Source organism: Flavobacterium sp. H122 (assembly GCF_004959765.1).
Lineage (GTDB): Bacteria > Bacteroidota > Bacteroidia > Flavobacteriales > Flavobacteriaceae > Flavobacterium.
This window is the reverse complement of sequence record NZ_SJZD01000003.1, coordinates 328,242-353,175: the sequence shown is the minus strand read 5'-3', so window position 1 is coordinate 353,175 and position 24,934 is coordinate 328,242. Positions and strand designations below refer to the sequence as shown.

Here is a 24,934-nt window from a genome sequence, read left to right as displayed (position 1 = left end):
TTTTTGTTAATTAATACCACATTTTCAGAACGCACAAAATAGAAATCAAGTATATCTTTTTTTGAAAATAAATTAGGATATTTGTGCCACTAACTACATCGATTTCGACAATGGAAGAACGCAACAAAACCCTTGGGGAATTTATTATTGAAAAACAAAGTGACTTTCAATATTCTTCAGGTGAATTATCAAGAATCATCAACTCAATTCGTTTAGCAGCAAAAGTTGTAAACTATAAAGTTAATAAAGCTGGACTAGTAGACATAGTAGGTGCGGCAGGAGACCAAAACATACAAGGCGAAGACCAGCAAAAATTAGACGTTTATGCCAACGAAGTTTTTATCCAGACATTAATAAACCGCGAAATTGTATGTGGTATTGCAAGTGAGGAAAACGACGACTTTATTACTGTTGCCGGTTCTGACAACAGCCACAACAACAAATATGTGGTTTTAATGGATCCTCTTGACGGTTCTTCAAACATAGACGTTAACGTTTCTGTAGGTACAATTTTCTCTGTTTTCAGAAGAATCACACCTGTGGGCACACCTGTACAATTAGAAGACTTTTTACAACCGGGTGTTAATCAGGTTGCAGCAGGATATGTAATTTACGGCACATCAACCATGTTGGTTTATACTACTGGACACGGGGTAAACGGATTTACTTTAAACCCAGCTATAGGAACTTTCTATTTATCGCACCCTAATATGCAGTTCCCGAAAGACGGGAAAATCTATTCGATAAACGAAGGAAACTACATTCATTTCCCGCAAGGCGTAAAAGATTATTTAAAATACTGCCAGAAAGAAGAAGGCGACCGTCCTTATACTTCACGTTATATAGGCAGCTTGGTTTCTGATTTCCATAGAAACATGATTAAAGGCGGTATTTATTTATACCCTACAAGCTCAAAAGCTCCAAAAGGAAAATTACGTTTATTATACGAATGCAATCCTATGGCATTTATAGCTGAACAAGCAGGTGGGAAAGCATCTAACGGATACAGTAGAATTATGGAAATCCAACCTAGTGAATTACACGAACGGGTTCCTTTCTTTTGCGGAAGCCAAAACATGGTGGAAAAAGCCGAAGAATTCATGGAAACGAACAAATAAAAAGAAGGAGCTCAAAATTGAGCTCCTTTTATTTTTAATCAATTTCATAAAATTATTTCATAAAAAAAGCCCTGATTTCTCAGAGCTTTTTTGTTGGTCCACTAGGACTCGAACCTAGAAAGACGGCACCAAAAACCGTAGTGTTACCATTACACCATGGACCATTAAACCTGCATTTTATCTTTAGCGTTTCCGTTAATTCCTTAATGCGAGTGCAAATTTACAACGATTTTCTAATTACGCAAACATTTTTTAAAAAAATTTAAAAAATTTTTTTTTAACCTTTTCTTTAGATAAAAAAATAGTTTCTTTGTGTTACAATTACAAACAGTTAACTATTTCTATGTCATTTAACTTCAATAAATGGAATACCATTTTAGGATGGGCTTCTTTTTTTATCGCTTTAATCGTTTATACACTAACTGTAGAACCTACCATGAGTTTTTGGGACTGCGGAGAATATATTGCCACCTCAGCAAAACTTGAAGTCGGCCATCCTCCGGGAGCGCCGCTTTTTCAAATGATGGGTGCATTCTTTTCGATGTTTGCCATTGGAAAAGAAAACATAGCATTAATGGTAAACATGATGTCTGTAGTTTCAAGTGCCTTTACAATTTTATTTTTGTTTTGGTCTTCAACAATTATATTACACAAAATAGTTGCTTCTGTTTCAAAACTAAACCAAAACAACAGCATCGTAATTCTTGGAAGCGCTTTTGTAGGCGCAATGACTTTTACATTCTCAGACAGTTTTTGGTTCAACGCTGTTGAAGCTGAAGTTTACGCTATGGCAACCTTATTCATCGCCTTATTATTATGGTTAGGGTTACGATGGGAGGCTGACATGGATAAACCTAAAGGAAATAAGTGGCTACTACTGATTGCTTTAGTTGTAGGTTTATCTTTCGGTGTTCACTTTATGGCATTGTTAACTATACCTTCAATTGGATTTTTATATTATTTCAAGCATTACAAAAATGTAACTATAAAAGGCTTTCTCATTGCTAATATAGTAGTGATATCAGTATTACTTTTCATTTTCAAATTGCTTTTACCTTGGACAATGACTTTCTTTGGTGCTACCGAAGTGTTTATGGTAAACAACTTAGGACTACCTTTTAACTCAGGAACTATTATTGTAACCATCCTATTAATTGCATTTTTCTATTTTGGTTTAAAATATACACGTCAGCACGGTAAAGTATTCTACAACACCATTTTATTATGCATTCTATTCATCTTAATTGGTTTCTCAACATGGATTATGCTACCGATCCGTGCAAATGCTGACACACCTATTAACGAAAACAAACCTTCTGACGCGAGAGAGCTTTTAGCCTATTACAATCGTGAGCAGTATGGAGAACAAAAGCTATTTTATGGACCTCAGTTTTCTGACACATATTCTGGCTTAGATGAAGACAATCCTTATTTAGATGAAAAACCTAATTACGAACGGGATTATAAGACTGGAAAATATGTGATTGTAAACAATTACAAAAACGCAGTTCAAAATACTGATGACAATCAGAAAGCGATTTTACCACGTATGTGGAGCAACGAACACAATGTAAATTACATGAAATTCTCTTCGCCATTAGAATTTTCTGTTAAGGAAGAATATAATGAAGAGCATGAGTTACTACAAATTGTTTCAGAATTCAGAGCCGCTTTCAAAGCGGGCAAATTGGATTTAGAAGATTATGATAAATTCTTAAAATCGTATGGTGAATATTTAAATGTTGAAAAACCTACCACTTTTGACAATTTGCGTTTCATGGTGGAATACCAGTTTGGGTACATGTATTGGAGATATTTAATGTGGAATTTTGTTGGACGTCAAAATGACAATCAAGGTGAATACAACTTAAAAGACGGAAACTGGTTAAGCGGTATTTCATTCATAGACAATATCAGATTAAGCAAACAGGAAAACCTGCCTGCTGACTGGCAAAACAACAAAGGAAGAAACACTTATTTCTTCTTGCCTTTCATACTAGGATTAATAGGTATCTTTTTTCATGCCAAAAAGGATTTAAAAAGTTTTTATGTTTTACTTTCTCTATTCCTTTTCACTGGCTTAGCACTAAAAGTATATCTTAACGAAAGACCATTTGAAGTTCGTGAACGCGACTATGCTCTTGTAGGTTCATTTTATGTATTTGCAATCTGGGTTGGGTTTGGAGTTTATGCCATTTTCGATTTCATCAAAGCTTATATTCAGCCAAAAATTGCTGTACCAGCTACAATAGGCGCATGCTTACTTGCCTCCCCTGTATTAATGGCTTCTCAAAACTGGGATGACCATGACCGCTCAGGAAAATCCACTGCTGTAACTGACGCAAAAGCGTACTTGGATTCCTGCGATAAAAATGCTATCCTGTTTACAATTGGTGATAACGATACCTTCCCATTGTGGTATGTCCAGGAAATTGAAGGATACAGAACCGATGTCCGGATTGTAAACACAAGTTTATTGATGACCGACTGGTATATTGATTCCATGAAGAAAAAAGCGTACGAATCAGATGCTGTTCCTTTATCATTTAACCATAATGATTATGTTGACGGGAAACGTGACTATTTAATCCACGACCAAAGAACTGAAGACCGCTTGGATATTAATGAATTTATGAATTTCGCACATAGCGAAGATCCTAGAACATTAATCGAATTAAGAAACGGACAAAAAATACAGTTTTACCCAACCAACAAGGTTAGAATTCCGGTTGACAAGAAAGCTGTAATCACAAACAAAATTGTTAATCCACAACAAAATGATTCTATTGTTCCTTATATCGACATAGACATCAAAGGTGATGCATTATACAAAAACCGTCTGATGATGCTTGACATTGTTAGAATGAACAACTGGAAACGTCCGATTTATTTCTCTCCGGGTGCCTTTGGAGATGATGATTATATCTGGATGAAAGAATACTTACAATTAGACGGAATGGTATACAAATTAGTTCCAATAAAAACACCTTTGGCAAAAGATGCGTACGGTTTTGAAATGGGAAGACTTGATACCGATAAAATGTACAGTATCATCAGTAACTTGAAATGGGGCAACGGAGACAGTCCGGATATCTATCACGACCCACAGACACGCAGAAACTGTATTTCATACCGTACAAACATGGCCCGTTTGATGACCAATTTAATCAACGAGGGCAAAAACGACAAAGCCAAAAAAATAATTGAATTGGCTTTAACCAAAATGCCTATGGAATATTACGGCTTCTACAGCCTGATAGATCCTTTTGCAGAAGGTTATTACAAAATGGGAGAAATTGAAAAAGCACGTAAGGTATTAAAACCTCTGATTGGCAAATATCAGGATGAATTGCGTTATTTCAGTGAATTACCGCCATCAGAACAACGTCAGTATTTTGCCAGCGATATTTACACCAACTTAGTGCGTTACAAAAACATCTTGGAAATTAGCAGAACATATAAAGACACTCAATTCCACAATCAGGAAAAAGATGCTTTTAACAGCATCAACAAACGTTTTGAGTTCTTCGATGTAGACATGGAATAAAATATATTTTAGATATTAGATTAACGATTTTAGAAGATTAAATTCATTTTCTAAAATCGTTATTTTTTTATAACTTCAGAAATCTAAAATTAAACATCAGAAATCTAAAATCCTTATGTTCTATTGGGTCAAAACAAATAGATTTATCAAATGGTTATATCGTGACCAAATTTGGTCTATTCCCAACAAAGAGAATAAAATTTACCTCACTTTTGATGATGGTCCAACACCCGAAATTACTCCTTGGGTTTTAGATATTTTAAAAGAAAACAATATCAAAGTCACTTTTTTCTGTATTGGAAAAAACATTGACCAAAATCCTGAGATTTTCAAAAGAATAATTAAGGAAGGCCACGCAATAGGAAATCACACCTACAATCACGTTAACGGCTGGAAAAAAAACACAAAAGAATATTTGGAGGATGTTGCCTTTTGCGAAAAAAAAATTCACGAAAATTCCGGAAATCTAAAATCGGAAAACGGAAATCAGGAATCTAAAATCTTTAGACCGCCTTACGGCAAGATAACATCCTCTCAATCGAGATCTTTACGGAAATTGGGATATAAAATAATCATGTGGGACATTTTAACAGCTGATTTTGATGAAGAAATCTCTCAGGAAAAATGTTTAAAAAATGCTGTTGAAAAAATAGAAAGTGGCAGTATTATTGTTTTTCACGATAGTGTAAAAGCACACAAAAAACTATCGTATGTATTACCAAAAGCAATACAATACTATAAAGAAAAAGGATATAAGTTTGAAATTTTAACCTAAAGCTGCTCCTGCACTAAAGTGATAATGGTATTAGCATCAAGTTCACCTGACTGACGCCATTTCATTTGACCGTCTTTATAAATCATTAATGTAGGTAATCCTTTTATACGAAGTGCTTCGGCTAATTCCTGGTTTTTATCCACATCAATTTTTATCACTCTTGCTTTATCTCCCAATGCTGCCGCAACATCTTTAATTACAGGATGCATAGACTGGGAAGATTCGTTCCAATCAGTATAGAAGTCAAGTAAAACTGGGACTTGGGCATTAATAAGTTCTCCAAATTTTGACATAAGTGACTAAATTAGTTATAGTTTGCAATACAAATATACTGTTTTTAACGAATTACGCTATTTTTTCACCTTTTTTTAACCTAATAACGGTTATTTCAGGCATGATTCCTACCCTGCCCGGATAAGCATGAAACCCAAAACCACGGTTTACATATACATATCTGCCTAAATACTCATAACATCCGGCCCATTGCTTGTACATATACTGCGCCAGACTCCATTTGAAAAAGCCCGGGATTTCAATCCCAAACTGCATTCCGTGTGTATGTCCGCTTAATGTTAAATGGAAATTCTTATAATGATGTTTCACAATTTCTTCCCAATGACTTGGATCATGACTCATCAGGATTTTAAAATCTTTTTCTTCCAATCCTTCCGAAGCTTTATTGATATCACCATTAGACCCAAAATGCTTGCCCCAGTTCTCAACACCTACCAAAGCAATTTCCTGATTGTCTTTTTTAATCTTGATATGTTCATTCATTAAAAGTTTAAAATCTATCTGACGATGCAAATCCTTAATGTCCTCAAAGTTTTTTGCCTTAGCTTCTTCTGAATCCCAATCCAGATAAGCACCATAATCATGATTACCTAAAACAGAAAATTTCCCAAAAACAGGTTTTGTCAAACGATTGAAAGTAGCTATCCACGGATGCATTTCTTCAGCTTTTGCATTAACAATATCACCAGTAAACAATAAAACATCCGAAGCCTGTTCATTAATCAGATCAACAGCATAATTAATTTTTTCAGCGTTATCAAAACTACCTGAATGTATATCGGAAATGTGCGTTATAGTAAATCCGTCAAAAGCATCCGGCAGATCAGGAAAAAACAAATCCTGCTTAAAGACTTTATAATTATACTTCCCTTTTGTCACACCATAAATAAGCGACAAAAAGGGAACTGCTGCAAGCCCTAAAGCAATTTGACTGATAAACCTTCTTCTTTGCGGTAGAAATTCTTCCCTTCCGCTGTCATATTCGATAAAATAATTGGTCACACCCGAAAGAAAACGAACCACATCTTCCCCTAACATAACTGTGGCCAAAACAATTTTAGGCAAATAAATCGTCAGCAGCAGTCCAAGAGCAAACAAACTCTGCTTTGTCTGCCCCACTTTCCTGTCAAAATTGAAAATAGTGTAAAAAATATACACATACACTATCAAGCTCACAAGGGCATACAGCCACAAAATCCATTTAGACCTTAACAAAGTCCTAAATGCCTGAAGCGCATATATTTCAACTAATAATAAAATCGCGGCAATTATGATAAAACGAAACAACATCTCTAGAAATTTTGAACAAAGTAACGAAGAAAGTCAACACTATGGGATTTTGTTAATCAAATTTTAACGAATGATTTACAACTTCAAATTTGATTGACTATTTTTACAGTTCAAATTTTTGAAGAATGTCACAAAAACGCTTATTTCTGCTTGACGCATACGCTTTAATCTTTAGAGGCTATTATGCTTTTATCAAAAATCCAAGAATTAATTCTAAAGGGATGGATACTTCGGCCATTTTAGGTTTCATGAATTCGCTTATGGATGTAATAAAACGTGAAAAACCGGATCATTTAGCCGTAGCTTTTGACAAAGGAGGAAGTGATTACCGTTTAGAAATGTTCACAGAATATAAGGCAAATCGTGATGAAACACCTGAAGCCATAAAAATTGCTGTTCCCTATATCCAACAAATACTCGAGGCAATGCACATTCCTATCATCGAAAAGGCAGGATTTGAAGCGGATGATTTAATAGGGACTTTATCAAAAAAAGCGGAAAAACAAGGTTATCAGGTCTTTATGGTAACACCTGATAAGGATTTTGGACAATTAGTTTCCGAAAACATTTTCATGTATCGCCCTGCCCGTTTAGGCAATGACATTGAAATCTGGGGTGTAGAAGAAGTAAAACAAAAATTTGAAATTCAAGACCCGTTACAAGTAATTGATTTTCTGGCGATGATGGGTGATGCGGTAGACAATATTCCAGGATTGCCGGGCGTGGGAGAAAAAACAGCAAAGAAATTTTTAGCTGAATATGGTTCAATTGAAAATTTATTAGACAACACACATCAATTAAAAGGCGCGATCAAAGAAAAAATCGAAGCCAATAAAGACAAAGGACTGCTTTCTAAAAAACTGGCAACTATCCTATTGGATTGTCCGGTAGAATTTGACGAAGAAACTTTTGAACTTTCTAAACCCGATGTTGAAAAAACAGATGCTTTATTTCAGGAATTGGAATTCCGTCAGCTGAAAACACAATTTGACAAGTTTTTCGGCACTGGTAAAGACTATGACGAAATCGTCACCAATGGAACTGAAAATGTTCAGTCTAAAAAATCCCCGACTAAAAAAACCGCAGAAAACCAAATGGATTTATTTGGTTTTGTTGATGAAGACAGTGATGAACCAAAATCACATTCGTATTATGCGACTTTGGAAAACACCTCGCATTTTTACCAGATTGTGCAGGGTAATTTACCAACCAATCTGTTGATTCAAAATCTGATGCAGCAGACTTCGGTGTGTTTTGATACCGAAACGACCGGAATTGACGCTATCAATGCCGAACTCGTTGGATTAGCTCTCTCATGGGAAAAAGGAAAAGGTTTTTATGTTCCGTTTCCAGAAAATCAGGAAGAAGCACAGGAATTAATCAATAAATTCAAACCGTTTTTCGAGAATGAAAACATCGAGAAAATAGGTCAGAATATGAAATACGATTTAAAAGTATTGGCTAATTACGGAGTAGAAATTAAAGGAAACTTTTTTGACACGATGATTGCGCATTACTTAATCAACCCTGACATGCGCCATAACATGGATGTATTGTCTGAAACCTATTTAAAATATTCTCCAAAATCTATCGAAACCCTAATTGGCAAAAAAGGCAAAAACCAATTATCGATGAGAGACGTAGCACTGGAAGACATTAAAGAATATGCCACAGAAGATGCCGATGTAACTTACCAGTTAAAAGAACATTTCCAGCCAATTTTAGAACGTGTGGGGACTAAAAAATTGTTTGATGAAATTGAAGTTCCGTTAATACAGGTTCTTGCCGATATGGAGCGTGAAGGAATAAACCTTGATAAAGATTTTCTGAAATCAATGTCGGTTGAGATGCAGAAAGAGATTGAAACTTTCGAAAATAAAATTTACGAAGAAGCAGACGAAAAATTCAATTTGGCCTCACCAAAACAATTGGGCGATATTTTATTCGATAAATTAAAAATTGGCGGTGCCAAACAAAAGAAAACCAAAACCGGCCAATATGCCACCGGCGAAGAAGTTTTGAGTTATTTAGCCAACGAACACCAAATTGTAAAAGACATATTGGAATGGCGCCAGTTGGTAAAACTGAAAAGCACCTATGTTGATGCCCTTCCGGAACAGGTGGATAAAAAAACCAATCGGGTACATACCGATTATATGCAAACGGTGGCTGCAACCGGGCGTTTGAGTTCGAACAACCCTAACTTACAGAATATCCCGATCCGCACCGAAAGAGGCCGTCAGATCCGTAAAGCATTTATCGCCCGAGATGAAAATTACACCTTGCTTTCTGCCGATTACTCACAGATTGAATTGCGCATTATTGCGGCTCTTTCCGGAGAAGACAACATGATTAAGGCTTTCCAAAACCATGAGGACATTCACCGCAGTACGGCTGCAAAAGTCTTTAACGTTTCTCTGGAAGAAGTAACCAAAGAACAGCGAAGCAACGCTAAAACGGTTAACTTCGGGATTATCTATGGCGTTTCTGCCTTTGGATTATCAAATCAGACTTCATTATCAAGAAAAGAAAGTGCGGAGCTTATTGATGCTTATTACAAAACCTATCCAAAACTAAAATCATTCATGGCAAATCAGGTAGATTTTGCCCGTGAACATGGTTATGTAGAAACAATTTCGGGTCGTCGCCGTTATTTAAAAGATATTAATTCAGCTAATGCTGTGGTACGAGGTGCTGCCGAGCGAAATGCTGTGAACGCTCCTATTCAGGGAAGTGCTGCTGACATTATCAAAATCGCCATGATTAACATTCATAAACGATTGAAAGAAGATAACTATAAATCGAAAATGCTGCTTCAGGTACATGACGAATTGGTGTTTGATGTACACAACTCTGAATTGGAAAAAATCCAGCCCATGATTAAACATGAAATGGAAAATGCTTTTAAAATGGCGGTTCCGTTAGAAGTCGAAATGGGATTAGGAAAAGATTGGCTGGAAGCGCATTAAGATTTCAAATTGCTGATTTTAGATATTTAATTCATGAAGTTAATTGACGACTTTAAACCTCCCATAAAATCACGAACAACAAAAGAATTGATTGAGATAGCTGCTTCGCCTGAAAAGTGGAACGAAGTAGCTTTTCAATTAGCTCAAGAGGAATTAACACTAAGGGAAGTTGACCCTACTACAATAAAACAAAGAAGGCGTAGTCTTAAACAAAGTGAAAGGAACGAGAGTAACAAAGTCGCCAATGAACCTTTCTGCTTCTTTACTTTAGACCCTTTTGAAGGCTTTATAAATTGGGGCGAAGTTGCTATCTTTTTATTTTCTTGGGAATTAGAAAAAGACGGTTTTACCAGAAAAGCAGGGTTTCAAAAAACATATAGACCATTTCTGATTGTTGTTTTACTACTTACGTTATTTATACTTTTTTTAGGAAAATTATAATTTAGACTTCTTCACAGAATCTCTATACCGCAATTCCGTTTTTATCACAGTCGTTTTGTATTTATTTTTTTCCGATTTTTTCTCAATACGGTCGATTAAAAGTTTAGCTGCTTCGGCACCAATTTGGGGTCCATGCTGGCTGATGGTCGCCAAGCTTGGTGTTAACCGTCGTGACCAAGCACCGTCAGCAAAACCAACCATTTGCAATTCATCAGGGATTTTAATTCCTTTTTTCACCGCCAGTTTCATTGCTAAAGTGGAAGCATGTTCATCTAACGCAAATATTCCATCAAAAGAAACGTTATTAATCAAATGTGTTAGCTTTTCATCAAATTCCGCAACTGTATCAGTCAAAATCACCAACTCATCAGTAACAGTTATATTGTTTTTTTTCAAAGTATCATAATAACCATTTGCACGAAGTTGGGAAACGCTTAAGCTGGCATCACACGTTAACAAAGCAATTCGTTTGCACCCGGTAGTAATTAAATGCTGAATGGCATGCACGGCAGAATCATAATCATCCACAATTACTTTGTCACATTCTACATTATCAGATGTACGATCAAACATTACAATAGGAATTCCATCTCTGATAGCTTCCTTAAAATGTGACATCTCATTTAATATTTGGCTTTCTTCAGCTATAGACAATATAAAACCATCAACTGTACCATTGCTCAACATATGCATGGCCTGTTTTTCTTTTTCCATAGATTCGTTGGAAATATAGGTAATAACATTATAGCCTTTATCATTGGCATACATTTCAATACCACTGAATACCTTGGCAAAAAAAGGGTTCAATATATTCGGCACAATAACTCCAATTGTATTCGTACGTTGCCTTTTCAGGTTTTGCGCCATACTGTTAGGCTTATAACCGCTCATTTTAGCAAACTCCTTTATTTTGGTTCGGGTAGCTTCACTGATTTCTGGGCTGTTTGTAAGTGCTTTAGAAACAGTAGAAACTGAGTATCCCAGTTGAAGAGCAATTTGCTTTAATGTAGATTTAGACTTCATAAGTGATGTACATATATAATATGTAAAATTAAAAATTAAAACCGAAAAGCGGAAAAATGATTTTAGAGTCATTTAATACAATGCCTGCCAAATTCACAATTGCCTGAATAGCAGCAAAAAAAGATTTTTTAAAAAGCTATTTGCTTTATAAATAAATAATTGTAATTTTGCACTCCCTTAATTGGGAATGGAATGTTTAATTAAAAAGTAATTATTGTGAACACATTAAGCTACAAGACAATTTCGGCAAACAAAGCTACTGCAGATAAACAGTGGATTGTTGTTGATGCTGAAGGTCATAACTTAGGTCGTCTTGCTTCTAAAGTTGCGATGCTTTTAAGAGGTAAATACAAACCAAGTTATACACCGCACGTGGACTGTGGAGATAACGTAATTGTTATCAACGCAGAAAAAATCAACCTGACTGGTAACAAATTAGATGACAAAACTTACGTTCGTCACACAGGTTACCCAGGAGGACAAAGATTTTTAACAGCTAAAGTAATGCAGCAAAAAAATCCTGCATTATTAGTAGAAAAAGCTGTAAAAGGAATGTTGCCTAAAAACAAATTAGGAGCTCAATTATTCCGTAATTTGAATGTAAATGTAGGTCCAGAGCACAAACACGCTGCTCAAACACCTAAAACCGTTAATCTAAACGATCTTAAGTAATGGCAGTTATTCACAAAATCGGTAGAAGAAAATGTGCTGTGGCACGTGTTTATGTATCAGAAGGTACAGGAAACATCACTGTAAACAAAAAAGCATTTGCTACTTACTTCCCTACTGCAACTTTACAGTACAAAGTAATGCAACCTCTTGCTATGACTGAAAACGCTTCTAACTATGATGTAAAAATCAATGTTTACGGAGGTGGTGCAACTGGTCAGGCAGAAGCTGTACGTATGGCTATTGCAAGAGCAATGTGCGAAGTAGGAGAAGGAAACAGAGCAATCTTAAAACCTGAAGGATTATTAACTCGTGACCCTCGTATGGTTGAGCGTAAGAAATTCGGTCAGAAGAAAGCTCGTAAGAGATTCCAGTTCTCTAAACGTTAATATTTATTATTATTTATTACAAAAACTAAGTTATTGTTGCTTTTCCGTGCTGAGGCCGGAGATTAGTTTAGCATCTAAATGAAGCCTAAAGCCTAAAGCTTAAAGCTTTTAGCCTAAAGGAACATTGCTAATTCAACAGAACGTAAACTATTACAAAATGGCAAATAAAGTAGAAGTTAAAGAATTACTAGAAGCAGGTGTTCATTTTGGACACATGACTAGAAAATGGGACCCAAACATGGCTCCTTACATCTATATGGAGCGTAATGGTATCCACATTATCAATCTATATAAAACTGCAGCTAAAATTGAAGAAGCTAACGAAGCTTTGAAAAAAATCGCTGCATCTGGTAGAAAAGTACTTTTCGTAGCTACCAAAAAACAAGCTAAAGACATCGTTGCTGAAAAAGCAGCGGCTGCAAACATGCCTTACATCACTGAAAGATGGCCAGGTGGTATGTTAACTAACTTCGTTACTATCCGTAAAGCTGTTAAGAAAATGGCTTCTATCGACAGAATGAAGAAAGACGGTACATTTGATACTCTTTCTAAAAAAGAGAAATTACAAATTGAGCGTCTACGTGCAAAATTAGAGAAGAACTTAGGTTCTATCGCTGATATGTCTAGATTACCAGCTGCATTATTCGTAGTTGATATCAAAGCTGAACACATCGCAGTAAAAGAAGCTCAAAAATTAAACATTCCGGTTTTCGCAATGGTTGATACCAACTCTGACCCACGTCAGGTTGATTATGTAATCCCTGCAAACGATGATGCTTCAAAATCAATTGACAAAGTATTATCATTAGTTACTGCTGCTATCACTGAAGGTTTATCAAACAGAACTTCAGACAAAGAAGCAGAAGCTACTGAAGAAGCAAAAGTTGAAACTCCAACTGCAGCTTCAGAAGAATAAATAAAATAGATTCCAATCTCAATTCCAAGTTCCAAAGAATTGTCAAATTTGATGATTTATTAAAGTTGGAATTTGGAATTTGAAGATTGGAATTTTTTACTTTTAAAAAACTTAAAAATTTAAAACACTATGGCAACAATCACTGCTGCAGACGTAAATAAATTAAGACAATCTACAGGTGCCGGAATGATGGACTGTAAAAAAGCTTTAGTTGAAGCTGAAGGAGATTTCGATAAAGCTATACAAATCCTTAGAGAAAAAGGACAAAAAGTTGCCGCTAACCGTTCTGACCGTGAGTCTTCTGAAGGAGCTGCTGTTTCTTTTATCAATGCAGACAACACTAAAGGAGCTATCATCACTTTAAACTGTGAAACTGACTTCGTAGGTAAGAATGAAGCTTTCGTAGCTTTAGCCAAAGATTTAGTTGAAAGAGCTATTAACTTTTCTTCTTTAGAAGAATTTTTAGCTTCAGATTTCAACGGAATTACTGTTGCTGAAAAATTAATCGAGCAAACAGGAGTTATCGGTGAAAAAATCGAAATCGGTGGTTTTGAAATTTTAGAAGGCGCTTTCGTTGGATCTTATGTTCACGTTAACAAAATTGCTGCTTTAACTGCAATTTCTGCTCCAATTGCTAATGGTGATGTTTTAACTAAAGACATCTCTATGCAAGTTGCTTCTATGGGAGCTGACACATTATCTTACAAAGATTTTGATCCTGCTTTCGTTGCTTCTGAACTTGCTGCACGTATTGCTGTAATTGAAAAAGAAAATGAAGAGGCAAAACGTTTAGGAAAAACTTTAAAAAATGTTCCTAAATATATTTCTTACTCTCAATTAACTGAAGAAGTTTTAAAACAAGCTGAAGAAGATGCTAAAGCTGAATTAAAAGCTGAAGGTAAACCAGAACAAATTTGGGATAAAATTATTCCTGGAAAAATTCAACGTTTTATCTCTGATAATACAACTTTAGACCAAGAAAAAGCTTTACTAGATCAAAACTTTATCAAAGATGATAGTAAAAAAGTTGGTGATTATGTTAAAGGATTCAATGTTGAAATTACAGGTTTCAAAAGAGTTACTTTAGGATAATCCATCCATAAACATATTTCTAAAATGCCGTCTCATGAGACGGCATTTTTAATTTTATATATATCTTTGAAAAAAACTGAATATGTTCCAATCCAAAAAAGATTATGTTTTTGTCATTCTTGCAGGAATCTTTATCACTAATGCTGTTGTAGCCGAACTGATAGGAGGAAAATTAATTCAAATCGGCCCCTTTGTAATGAGCATAGGTATCCTGCCTTGGCCGATAGTTTTTTTAACCACTGATTTAATTAATGAATACTTTGGACAAAAAGGGGTAAGAAAACTATCATTTATTACAGCCGGCTTAATTGCATACGCTTTTTTGGTATTGTTCTTAGCCATTGTAGTTCCGGCCGCAAAAGGAATAAGCCCCGTAAATGATGAGCAGTTCACCGCTGTATTTGGCCAAAGCATGTGGATTATCGCGGGAAGTATTACTGCTTTCCTGATTTCACAGCTTATCGATGTAATGGTTTTTCATTATGTAAAAGAAAAAACGGGCAATAAAAAAATATGGCTGCGAGCAACAGGATCAACTGTAATTTCACAGCTTATCGATTCTTTTATCGTTTTAGGCATCGCATTTTGGTTACCGGGAAAAATAAATTTTGAGACCTTTTTGTCATCCGCCTTAACAGGCTATACGTTTAAATTATGTGTCGCTGTTTTGCTGACCCCTTTAATTTATCTGGGTCATTATTTAATAAGAAATTTTTTAAAAGAAACAGAAAATTAACAATCCGCAAAATTTCTATTTATTAAATTTGCATACCTTGAATCATTAAATAAAATGGCCGACTTAGTAAAAGAATTTGGAGAGACTATTTCCAAGAACATTCCGGGATTTATAGCAACCAGTATAATTGAAATAAGAAACGGAATTTGTTATTATTCTAAAACATCTGACAAAAATTATGACATTGACCTAGGCTCAACATTTATACTTGAAATGGTAAGAGCAAAATTAAACGGCATAAATGCTTTACAGCAGAATCAGAAAATTGAGGACATCACGATTACTTTGACATCGCAGTATCATATCATAAATGTTTCGGAAGAAAACGAGTATTTAATTTATCTTGCCGTAGATGCTTCCCAGGCAAATTTAACTATGACAAAAGCATTGCTCGCTAAATATAAAAAAATGATATAAGGCTGAATTATCAGCCTTTTGTATTTAACAAACTTCCTGTACAATTTCTTACTTAAATAAAGACAAGGCAATTTTTTGTTTGATTTCTTCTTTTTCCTTTTTCACCATTAAGAATACCAAATATGTTGAAAATGCCCCTACCACTGCAAGAATCATATTAAAAGTCCAGTTGGCATCAAAATCATAATTCTGAATAATGGTCAGTCCTGTTTTAGAACTTATCAAATGTGCAAAACCATAACTCATTTGAAATGCCGACATAAAAATACCTTCATGATTTTTATGGCTTCGTTTCATAACAAAACCACTGGCAAAAGTAAAAGTCAGCATGTTCCCGAATGTAATTAAAAACATAAACACCCAAAAAACCCAAGGTTCATGCACTAAGAACAATAATCCGTAAGAGAAACCAATAAACAACAACCCTATCATCACAGCAATAAGGTCGCCGATTTTATTTTTCTGAACAAAATTGACCACTGAAATCTCAAAAAGTATATACAGCAAACCGCTGAAAGCCAAAAACATTCCACTGTCAAATTCAGTCAATTTGAAAGCTGCTTTATGATAGATGGGCAGAATAGAAAAAACCTGAAAAAACAAATACCCTGTAATCATGGCAATTACCCAATTAAAAATAAAAGGGAGATCTTTTAACGGAGCTAATTTATCCTGCTTCTGATTAGCCAAATTCAGTTTGTACAAATACTTTTTTTCTTTAACAAGGACAACAAACAGCAAAATAGCCAGAATACAGGTAACGCCATCCACCAAAAAAAGCGTATCGTATCCGTCATTAAAAATAAGATATGCTCCCAAAACCGGCCCCACAACCAAACCCAGATTCGTAGCAGCCCTAATCAAAGAGAGTGACTGCAGTCTCATATCTTTATTGACATAATTATTCACTGTCAGCATCATTGCGGGACGATACATATCTGCTATTGTTGTCAGAAAGAAAACAGAAAGACACAAAAGCTCAAACGTTTTCACATAACGCAGCATTATAAAAACAATACCGCTTGTGAATAAGCTGAACACCATTATTTTGTAAGCCCCGAAGTAATCAGACAGCTTTCCGCTTATAAAAGTTCCTATTAAGGAGCCCAAACCAAAACAAACCATTATCCAACCCACCTGAGAGTAACTCAAATCCAAATCCTCTTTCAGATATTTAGACAAAAAAGGGACCACAACAGTCCCCATGCGGTTAATCAAAGTAATCAATGCTATTATTTTGATTTCCTTATTAAAATCGCTAAAGTTTTTAAAAAAAATATTCTTCATAGCATAAAAGTGTTGAAAATAAGCTGCGTTTATCTACCAAAAAAACGACTAAAAAATCCTCTGCCCTCATTTTCTTTCTCTTCTGCTGTCTGTGCATTAGCCAATTCAATCTGCTCTGCTGTTTCCCGTTCGTCATCAACCATTAATTTAGTAATCAGCTGGACGTATGTCAAACCCAATTCCTCCAGATAACCTGTCAGATATTTTTCACTGCCTTCTATCCCTCTGACTTCTTCAATCTGCAAAAGTCTTCGGTATAAATCTTCAACTTTTTTCACAACACCGTCAGGAACAGCTTTTCTACGTGCTATATACTTGACAATATTGGCATCATCATCAACAACGTAATCAAAATCGGTTATGACCCAGTAATACCTTCCTGACTTTGATAAATTTTTTACAATACCATGAAACTTATGCCCTTTTTTAATATTGTCCCATAATACTTTAAAAACTACCTGAGGCATATCCGGATGTCTGATTAAATTATGGGGCTGTCCCACAAGTTCAAATTCCTGATAGCCGGAAGCCTCAACAAAAGCATCGTTGGCATATTCAATAGTGCCAAACAAATCCGTTTTACTTACAATAGTCTGCGATTTATCCCAAACTACTTCTTCATCAATAACAGTAGGTTTTTTTAATTCTAGATTCATAATGTTTAAAAATTTGCTCATTGACAGCAAAATTATAGCTATCTAAAATCATCAAATATGACATTTATCAGTCGACAATAATTTTATTTTATGTTAATTCACGCAAGGTAAACCAAAGTTTAACCTGAAAATATACCGGAAATAATTCAAGATTATAATTATATTTGCAGTCCAAATAATCATCTGATGAAATACAAAAGAATACTCTTGAAATTAAGCGGGGAAGCATTAATGGGCGATCGTCAATACGGCATTGAGCCAAAACGACTGGCTGAATATGCTGATGAAATAAAACAAATTCATGAATTAGGTGTTGAAATTGCAATTGTTATCGGCGGTGGAAATATTTTTAGAGGAGTTGCAGGAGCCAGCAATGGAATGGATCGCGTGCAAGGAGATTATATGGGAATGCTGGCAACCGTTATTAACGGAATGGCGCTGCAGGGAGCATTAGAAGAAAAAGGGATGCTTACCCGTTTACAGACTGCCTTAAAAATTGAAGCTATTGCAGAACCTTACATCAAAAGACGTGCTGTAAGACATCTGGAAAAAGGAAGAATCGTAATATTTGGAGCAGGAACCGGAAATCCTTATTTTACAACTGATACTGCAGCCGTTTTAAGAGGTATTGAAGTAGATGCGGATGTAATTTTGAAAGGAACACGCGTTGACGGTGTTTATAATGCCGATCCGGAAAAAAATCCTGATGCTGTAAAATTTGATTATATTTCATTTGATGATGTGCTGAAAAAAGGGCTTAATGTAATGGATACGACTGCATTTACCTTGAGTCAGGAAAATAAATTGCCTATTATTGTGTTTGATATGAATAAAGAAGGTAATTTGCTTAAAATTTGCAAAGGAGACAACGTAGGAACAGTAGTTAATATTTAATTTAGATTATTCGATTATCCGATTCTTCGAAAAATCAAAAAATCAAAAACAATGACTGAAGAAATTAATTTTATACTAGACAGCACTAAAGAATCTATGGAAGGTTCTATTGCTCACTTAGAAAAAGAATTTTTGAATATTCGTGCAGGAAAGGCCACACCGCAAATGCTGGGTGGTGTTTTTGTGGATTATTATGGATCACAAACACCTCTTTCCCAGGTTGCCAACATCAATGTTCCTGACGCCAGAACAATCACGGTTACACCTTGGGAAAAAACTATGCTGCATCCTATTGAAAAAGCAATCATGATAGCCAACATTGGTTTTAACCCAATGAATAATGGCGACAATATTATCATTTCAGTACCGCCTTTAACTGAAGAGCGCCGTAAAGAGCTGGTAAAACAAGCAAAATCTGAAGCTGAAGATGCAAAAATCGGTATCCGTAATGCACGCAAAGATGCAAACACCGATATTAAAAAATTAGAAAAAGACGGAACTTCTGAAGACATCTGCAAAACAGCAGAAGAAAATGTTCAAAAACTAACTGATAATTTTATCAAAAAAATTGAGGAACATTTAGCTGTTAAAGAAGCTGAAATCATGAAAGTTTAATTTATACCAAAAATTTAATCCGCCTTGTGCGGATTTTTTTATCCAAATTTTAAAAAATTGTAAATATTAACAAAATTTTGATATTTTTGAGAATCCGGAAGGAACCCATTAACTAAAATTTAACCTATGAAAAACACTAAACTATATTTTTTAGCAGTGCTATTTTTATTTTTTCAAAGCCATGTGTTTGGTCAAGAAAATGAAAACCTCTTTGCAGGAATAGAAATAGGAAGTAAAGGAATAAAAATGACCGTTTTAGATGTGTATAATATCAAAAAAGGCGGTTTCAACATAAAGTCCTATTGGACTGAGAACGTGGGTATTGCCAAAGGAATTTCCATTGACGGGAATTTACTTCCCGAAGACATAGAAAAAGCGGCCAACGTTGTTGCTGAAAACTACAAAAAAATAAAAACCGAAGTAAAGATAGCTGATGAAAACATTTTTATTGTAGGTTCGTCAGGTGTTGCGATGGCAAAAAACACACAGGTCTTAGCAGACAAAATCAAACAGCTGACTTCAAAAAGTCTGGAATTTATTGATGCTCAGACAGAAGGAAAAATGCTTCTAAAAGGGTGCATCCCCCCTATTGATTACAAAGATTCTATGGTACTTGATATTGGTGGCGGTAATACTAAGGGAGGTTATGTTGATGTTTTCAACACTGAAACATTTGTATTTTTCCCATTAAGCCTTAATTACGGGACTATAACACTGACTGAAGCAGTAAACAAAAAAACGAGAAATGACGAGATAGGCGAATTCAACATCAAATCATTTGGTTTCCTGCCAATGCTGAGAGAGCAGGTAAATGCAATGTACAACTCAAAACCGGTTGCACTGGATAAACAAAAAGTATACATGTCAGGCGGCGCTGTATGGGCCTTCTACACTCTTTTGAACGGACCAACCAAAGAACAGTTCAACGAATTCAAACTTGAAGACGTTATTAATTACGATGCGATGGTAAAAAACAACTTTAAACGTTTTGAAGATCTGGCAAAAACCGACAAAGAAATCGATAAAGTTTTAAAAACATATTCACAAAAATATTTAATCTCTGCAAGTAACTTACTTTTAGTAACTCTTGAAGCAATTCCCAACATAAACGAAAAAAAGCTTTATTTTGCCAAGGAAGGACAAATAGCCTGGTTGGTTTCTTATATAGCTGACCGCTCCAAAAAAGTTAAAAAAGTCTGGTAAAAAAAATTAAAAAATCTGCTTCGGGCAGATTTTTTAATTTTATCTATCTTTGAAGACTGAAAATATACTTGAATGATAAAAACTAAATTTTGGCTCTTTTTTATATTAAGTACAGCGGTTACTTACAGTCAACAATCTCCCGAAGCTTTTATCAAAAAAATCATTGCTGATAAAGCAAAAAACGAACCTGACAATTTCAATTTAACTTCTTACAGCAAACTGATAATAACCGCAGACCCAAACTCGTCTGTTGGGCATATTGACACAATTTATAAAACAAAAAAAGGAATTAAAATAATTAAAGAAATAGATTCATCTGATTATAAATTCAAAAAAATAATCGCAAAGCAGCATCTATATCAGACAGAAAAAATCTCTTCTCTCTCAAAAACCGATGATTTTTTAAAAGAAGAAATCATATCAACTAAAATGGCGGGGTTCAAAGAACCTATCTATGAATACTTTGCTCTCGAGCTGTCTCCTTTTTCTCTGTACAAAAGAAAATTTAAAATAGCCGAAAAGGAATATATAAATCCAATTTCTGAAAAGGGACTGAAAGATTACAATTTCACAATAGAAAACAAAACAATCTTAGGCTCAAGAAACATTACGATTGTTTCATTTAAACCCAAAACAATCAGAAAACACACTAATTTAAGCGGACGCTTATACATTGATGAAGAAAAATTCAGTATTGCAAAAGCAGAACTTAAAACTTCGGGAAAATTAAACATCTCATCCATCCATGAAATGGTTTGGAATGACGAAATTCACAATTGGTTTCCTTCAAAAATAAAACTTACCATAAAGAAAGGCGGTAATAAGTATCCGATAAAAATATTGGGAGAAACCATTTCTTTTGATGAAACAGACATTAAATACAACCCTTTAGGCAAAAAATACGCTACAGATTTTATTGAGATATTATCAACTACAAAATTTTCACAAGTCTCTTTTGGCAATCAATCCATTCAAAACAAACAATTTTTAATAGAAATTCCGGAAAAAGCTATTAACAGAAAAGAAGAACTTTGGTACAACTATTTCAATGACACGACAGATGTAAGAAGCAACACCACTTATGTGTCGATGGACAGTCTGATTGAGGCCAAACGTATAGAAAACAAAATTAAAATAGGCCGGAAAATAATTAAGGGCTACTATCCTGTTGGCTTTTTTGACTTTGATTTGCGGTATTTAATCCGCTACAATAATTACGAAGGCTTTCGCTTAGGAGTGGGTGGGGTAACAAACGAAAAACTCTTTAAAATTTTTAAAACTGAAGGCTATTTTGCCTATGGAACAAAAGACGGAACTTTTAAAGGTTCCCTTACAACTTCGGTCAATTTAAACAAAGCTTCAGAAACCTGGCTGGGAATTGGATATAAAGACGATCTGTCTGAAATTGCCAATACAGCCCTGGAAATAGACAAAAGAACCTTCAAAATTTATGATCCAAGACCTTTTAACCTAAATACATTTTACAACCACGAAACCTGGAGGGGTTATATAGAGTCGAAGATTATCCCAAAAACTGAGGCTATGCTGCAATTAAGTCAGAGTCATATTGACCCCAGATTCAATTACTTTTACAGCTTAAACAACACTATCTATTCGAATTTCAACGCGTCACTGCTTACCTTTTCACTTCAATGGAATCCGTTCAGCAAATATATGCAAACCCCTAACGGCAGAATCGAGTACAGTAAAAATTACCCGAAATTCACCTTTCAGATAACAAAAACAGTTTCAGGTATGATGGCAAATGATTTTGATTTCGGTAAAATCGATTTCCGTTTTGATTATCAGAAAAAATTCAATTCAAATCATAAAATCAGCCTGTTGTTTGAAGCTGGAAGAGCTTTCGGAGATGTTCCTATAACGCATTTATACAACCACTCTCCCAACAATTTAAACAAAGACAAAATTATTCAGCGTATTACTTTTGCAGGCAGGGATAGTTTTGAAACTATGTTTTTTAATGAGTTCTTCTCTGATAAATATGCTTATATCCATTTAAAACACTATTTCCCGAAATGGGAGATTAACCGACAGATCAAACCTGTCTTTTGTCTTGTTTCACGATATGGTATAGGTGATTTGAAGCATAAAGAAAGACACAGCGACATTGTTTTTAAAACACTTGAAAAAGGTTTTTACGAATCAGGTTTTGAAATGAACCAAATCTATAAAGGGCTTGGTTTTACAGCTTTTTATAGATATGGTCCAAATCAGTTACCGAATTTTGAAGACAACATAGCTGTAAAGCTGAGTCTTCAAATAAATTTAGGGCTTAATAATTAATACCGAAGGCAAACTACTCAACCAAAGATTATTAGTTGCTACAAGTTTTTTCCAGCTTTCAAGACTCACAAGCATCAAATCCTGCTTCACAAGAAAAGACTGGTTTACATTGTTTTGATGAACTATGGAAATATTGTCCGGATGATCCTTATCCAAAGCCGCAACAGCATTTTTAATCAAATAGTTGTTTTCAATTTGATTGTTCACATCAACCACATTGATTTTAGAATTATTGTTAAAAACAAACTTCTGAATATAATCTATCAAAAAGGCGTCTTCGGAATTAAAGAAAGGAACAAAGATTTTATCCAGGGAATGCAGTTCATTTTCAGCCAATATACCAAGCGGTGTTTTATTTTTAGAAATAATCTGACGGGTTCTTTCATCAAAAATTGAATTTGCAAACAAACCTTCTTTGCCTGTCAGTTTATCTAAAAGACGGTCTGGATTAATCATTCTGGTTGTAAATCCAATTACTTTTCCTAAAAGTGAGCCTTCAAAAATTGATTTTCCTAAACCTACAAGCAGCAAATCATAATCCCCTTTTTCAGCAACTTCGGCAATATCGTTTTCAATATCAGTAGTAGCTTTAAAAATAGTGGATATTTCTCTGTTTAACACTTTCGATTCTTCTATTATTGGAATAAAAGTTTCATTTTCATATTCTTCCATACTATAACCGTGCATTTCATCACTTACAGACAAGTGCATAGCTGTTATTGCGGAAGTTTCTTTTTGTTTTTTTGTTAAAGCATTGGCAACTTTAAGCAATGATTTCCCTTTTTCATAATTCCCGAATGAAATAAGAATTTTGAATTTATGAATGGCTTCTTCAATTTCTGGAACAATAGCATCTTTGGTTTTGAATATAAAATTGATTAAGTCCAATGCCGGACCAGTCATAAAAGTCGTAACCAAAGCCATGATAACCATCATGGTAAATATTTCCGAAGTCAGGACACCTAAGTCATAACCTATATTCAAAACCACAAGCTCCATCAATCCTCTGGTATTCATCAAAGCACCTATGGTTAAGCTGTCTTTCCAGGATTGACCCACAAACTTGGCCGTTAATGCACTTCCTATGAACTTACCCGTAACAGCCACTAAAATAATATATCCTGTAATTTCCCACAAATAAGGTTCATTAATCAAACCAATCTGCGTACGCAGTCCGGTAAAAACAAAGAAGAGCGGCAACAGCAAAATCAATGAAACATCTTCTACCTTATCAATAAAAACATGACGGAATTTAGGTATGTCAGGCATAATCGCGCCAGTCATAAAAGCTCCAAACAATGCATGAATTCCTATTATTTCAGTACAGTAAGAAGAAATAATCAATGTCAAAAAGAAAATCGCCACAACCGGCTTGCTTAAATTATCACTGCCCGAATACAAATCACCTACTCTTTTCAGGAAAGGTTTAACTAAAAACAACATTAAAGCAACATAAACTGCTGCCAAACCTATAATGTAAAGCGAACTGGCAAACGTACCTGCTTTTACAATCGCAATAACCGCCGCAAGCAGGCACCAGGCCGTAATATCATCAGCAGCGGCGCAAGTAATCACGACAGTACCGATTTTTGTTTTATGCAATCCCCTCTCCTGAACAATTCTTGCCAGTACAGGAAAAGCAGTAATACTCATGGCAATACCCAAAAACAGTGAAAATGACAAAAATTCAATTCCTTCGGGAGCAAATCGGTGATACACAAAATAAGCCAGTATCATTCCTAAAGCAAACGGAATAATTATACTCGCATGACTGATTACAACGGCATCGTTAGCTTTATTTTTCAGAACTTTTAAATCCAATTCCATCCCAATCACAAACATGAACAAAATCAAACCTATCTGACTCAAAAACTGCAGATTCCCTAATGATTCTACAGGAAAAACAACATGGGAGAATTCAGGAAAATACATTCCTACAAGAGAAGGTCCAAGAAAAATTCCGGCAATTATTTCACCAATTACCGAAGGTTGTCCTATCTTTTTAAATATCCATCCAAAAAAACGTGCAATTATAATTATAGTAATAATCTGAGCCAGCAAAACCGCTAACGGATGATGCAAATTATTAATTAATGATTCCAGAAACTGGTTCCATAATGTATTTTTAGAATTAGGAGATATAATTTTTCTACCGATTTCCAAAGCTTTTCCTTGCCCAACCACCCAATACATAAGCGCAGTAAAGAAACCTGTAACAGTAAAATAGAAAATAGCGTTTTTTAATTTTTTCATTCTTAGTTTTTGAATTTGCTTCACAAATATGACAAAATAACTGTAT

General features: G+C 34.9%; 21 protein-coding genes and 1 tRNA gene. 15 read left to right on the top strand and 7 right to left on the bottom strand.

The window, feature by feature from the left end:
* The first annotated feature begins 110 nt into the window (after window positions 1-110).
* Window positions 111-1,118: a class 1 fructose-bisphosphatase gene (fbp, locus tag EZM65_RS06950; RefSeq protein WP_136667850.1), complete on the top strand. Its 1,008-nt coding sequence runs from the start codon at window positions 111-113 to the stop codon at window positions 1,116-1,118.
* 93 nt (window positions 1,119-1,211) lie between these two features.
* Here the strand turns inward: fbp and EZM65_RS06945 are convergent.
* Window positions 1,212-1,282: transfer RNA gene (locus tag EZM65_RS06945), tRNA-Gln, on the bottom strand.
* 179 nt (window positions 1,283-1,461) lie between these two features.
* On the opposite strand from EZM65_RS06945, the gene EZM65_RS06940 reads away from it, so the two are divergent.
* Both EZM65_RS06940 and EZM65_RS06935 read left to right on the top strand, forming a co-directional pair.
* Window positions 1,462-4,665 carry a DUF2723 domain-containing protein gene (locus tag EZM65_RS06940; RefSeq protein WP_136667830.1) on the top strand — a complete coding sequence of 1,068 codons (3,204 nt, stop codon included), beginning with the start codon at window positions 1,462-1,464 and terminating at the stop codon, window positions 4,663-4,665.
* A gap of 115 nt (window positions 4,666-4,780) precedes the next feature.
* A complete protein-coding gene (locus EZM65_RS06935; RefSeq protein WP_136667829.1) occupies window positions 4,781-5,440 on the top strand; it encodes a polysaccharide deacetylase family protein in 660 nt (219 codons plus the stop codon).
* Here the strand turns inward: EZM65_RS06935 and EZM65_RS06930 are convergent.
* A complete protein-coding gene (locus EZM65_RS06930) occupies window positions 5,437-5,733 on the bottom strand; it encodes a co-chaperone YbbN (RefSeq protein WP_136667828.1) in 297 nt (98 codons plus the stop codon). The genes EZM65_RS06935 and EZM65_RS06930 overlap by 4 nt on opposite strands.
* A 52-nt stretch (window positions 5,734-5,785) precedes the next feature.
* Window positions 5,786-7,024 (bottom strand): metallophosphoesterase, encoded by a 1,239-nt coding sequence (locus EZM65_RS06925; RefSeq protein WP_136667827.1) that lies wholly within the window; start codon window positions 7,022-7,024, stop codon window positions 5,786-5,788.
* Window positions 7,025-7,149: 125 nt separating this feature from the next.
* Between EZM65_RS06925 and polA the strand changes: the two genes are divergently transcribed.
* Together polA and EZM65_RS06915 are read left to right on the top strand one after the other, a co-directional pair.
* The gene (gene polA / locus EZM65_RS06920; protein ID WP_136667826.1) at window positions 7,150-9,993 is read left to right on the top strand and encodes a DNA polymerase I; all 2,844 of its coding nucleotides are present in this window, start codon (window positions 7,150-7,152) and stop codon (window positions 9,991-9,993) included.
* 33 nt (window positions 9,994-10,026) lie between these two features.
* Window positions 10,027-10,434: a hypothetical protein gene (locus EZM65_RS06915; protein ID WP_136667825.1), complete on the top strand. Its 408-nt coding sequence runs from the start codon at window positions 10,027-10,029 to the stop codon at window positions 10,432-10,434.
* On the opposite strand, the gene EZM65_RS06910 is transcribed toward EZM65_RS06915, so the two are convergent.
* The gene (locus EZM65_RS06910) at window positions 10,429-11,457 is read right to left on the bottom strand and encodes a LacI family DNA-binding transcriptional regulator (RefSeq protein WP_136667824.1); all 1,029 of its coding nucleotides are present in this window, start codon (window positions 11,455-11,457) and stop codon (window positions 10,429-10,431) included. The two genes, EZM65_RS06915 and EZM65_RS06910, sit on opposite strands and share 6 nt — an antisense overlap.
* Before the next feature lie 216 nt (window positions 11,458-11,673).
* Here EZM65_RS06910 and rplM point away from each other — a divergent pair, with 216 nt between their 5' ends.
* The 6 genes from rplM (at window position 11,674) to EZM65_RS06880 (ending at window position 15,676) form a co-directional block, all read left to right on the top strand.
* A complete protein-coding gene (gene rplM / locus EZM65_RS06905; RefSeq protein ID WP_136667823.1) occupies window positions 11,674-12,129 on the top strand; it encodes a 50S ribosomal protein L13 in 456 nt (151 codons plus the stop codon).
* A complete protein-coding gene (rpsI, locus tag EZM65_RS06900) occupies window positions 12,129-12,515 on the top strand; it encodes a 30S ribosomal protein S9 (RefSeq protein ID WP_136667822.1) in 387 nt (128 codons plus the stop codon). The genes rplM and rpsI overlap by 1 nt, the downstream gene beginning before the upstream one ends.
* 157 nt (window positions 12,516-12,672) lie before the next feature.
* Window positions 12,673-13,431 (top strand): 30S ribosomal protein S2, encoded by a 759-nt coding sequence (gene rpsB / locus EZM65_RS06895; protein ID WP_136667821.1) that lies wholly within the window; start codon window positions 12,673-12,675, stop codon window positions 13,429-13,431.
* 129 nt (window positions 13,432-13,560) lie between these two features.
* A complete protein-coding gene (gene tsf / locus EZM65_RS06890; protein WP_136667820.1) occupies window positions 13,561-14,523 on the top strand; it encodes a translation elongation factor Ts in 963 nt (320 codons plus the stop codon).
* An 82-nt stretch (window positions 14,524-14,605) separates the two neighbouring features.
* Window positions 14,606-15,259, top strand: a complete 654-nt coding sequence (locus tag EZM65_RS06885; RefSeq protein ID WP_136667819.1) for a queuosine precursor transporter — start codon at window positions 14,606-14,608, stop codon at window positions 15,257-15,259.
* 54 nt (window positions 15,260-15,313) lie between these two features.
* On the top strand, window positions 15,314-15,676 hold the full coding sequence (locus EZM65_RS06880) for a hypothetical protein (RefSeq protein WP_136667818.1): 363 nt from the start codon (window positions 15,314-15,316) through the stop codon (window positions 15,674-15,676).
* Between the two features lie 48 nt (window positions 15,677-15,724).
* Here the strand turns inward: EZM65_RS06880 and EZM65_RS06875 are convergent, their stop codons facing one another.
* Complete coding sequence (locus EZM65_RS06875) at window positions 15,725-16,963, bottom strand: MFS transporter (protein ID WP_136667817.1); 1,239 nt, start codon at window positions 16,961-16,963, stop codon at window positions 15,725-15,727.
* 29 nt (window positions 16,964-16,992) lie between these two features.
* Complete coding sequence (locus tag EZM65_RS06870; protein WP_136667816.1) at window positions 16,993-17,619, bottom strand: PAS domain-containing protein; 627 nt, start codon at window positions 17,617-17,619, stop codon at window positions 16,993-16,995.
* Window positions 17,620-17,805: 186 nt separating this feature from the next.
* Here EZM65_RS06870 and pyrH point away from each other — a divergent pair, with 186 nt between their 5' ends.
* The 4 genes from pyrH (at window position 17,806) to EZM65_RS06850 (ending at window position 22,635) form a co-directional block, all read left to right on the top strand.
* A complete protein-coding gene (gene pyrH, locus EZM65_RS06865; protein ID WP_136667815.1) occupies window positions 17,806-18,513 on the top strand; it encodes a UMP kinase in 708 nt (235 codons plus the stop codon).
* Between the two features lie 51 nt (window positions 18,514-18,564).
* Window positions 18,565-19,128 carry a ribosome recycling factor gene (frr, locus tag EZM65_RS06860; RefSeq protein WP_136667814.1) on the top strand — a complete coding sequence of 188 codons (564 nt, stop codon included), beginning with the start codon at window positions 18,565-18,567 and terminating at the stop codon, window positions 19,126-19,128.
* A 126-nt stretch (window positions 19,129-19,254) separates the two neighbouring features.
* Window positions 19,255-20,331 (top strand): exopolyphosphatase, encoded by a 1,077-nt coding sequence (locus EZM65_RS06855; protein ID WP_136667813.1) that lies wholly within the window; start codon window positions 19,255-19,257, stop codon window positions 20,329-20,331.
* A 72-nt stretch (window positions 20,332-20,403) separates the two neighbouring features.
* Window positions 20,404-22,635, top strand: coding sequence for a DUF5686 family protein (locus tag EZM65_RS06850; protein ID WP_136667812.1), 2,232 nt, complete (start codon window positions 20,404-20,406; stop codon window positions 22,633-22,635).
* Here the strand turns inward: EZM65_RS06850 and EZM65_RS06845 are convergent.
* Complete coding sequence (locus EZM65_RS06845) at window positions 22,618-24,888, bottom strand: cation:proton antiporter (protein ID WP_136667811.1); 2,271 nt, start codon at window positions 24,886-24,888, stop codon at window positions 22,618-22,620. The genes EZM65_RS06850 and EZM65_RS06845 overlap by 18 nt on opposite strands.
* Window positions 24,889-24,934 lie beyond the last annotated feature (46 nt).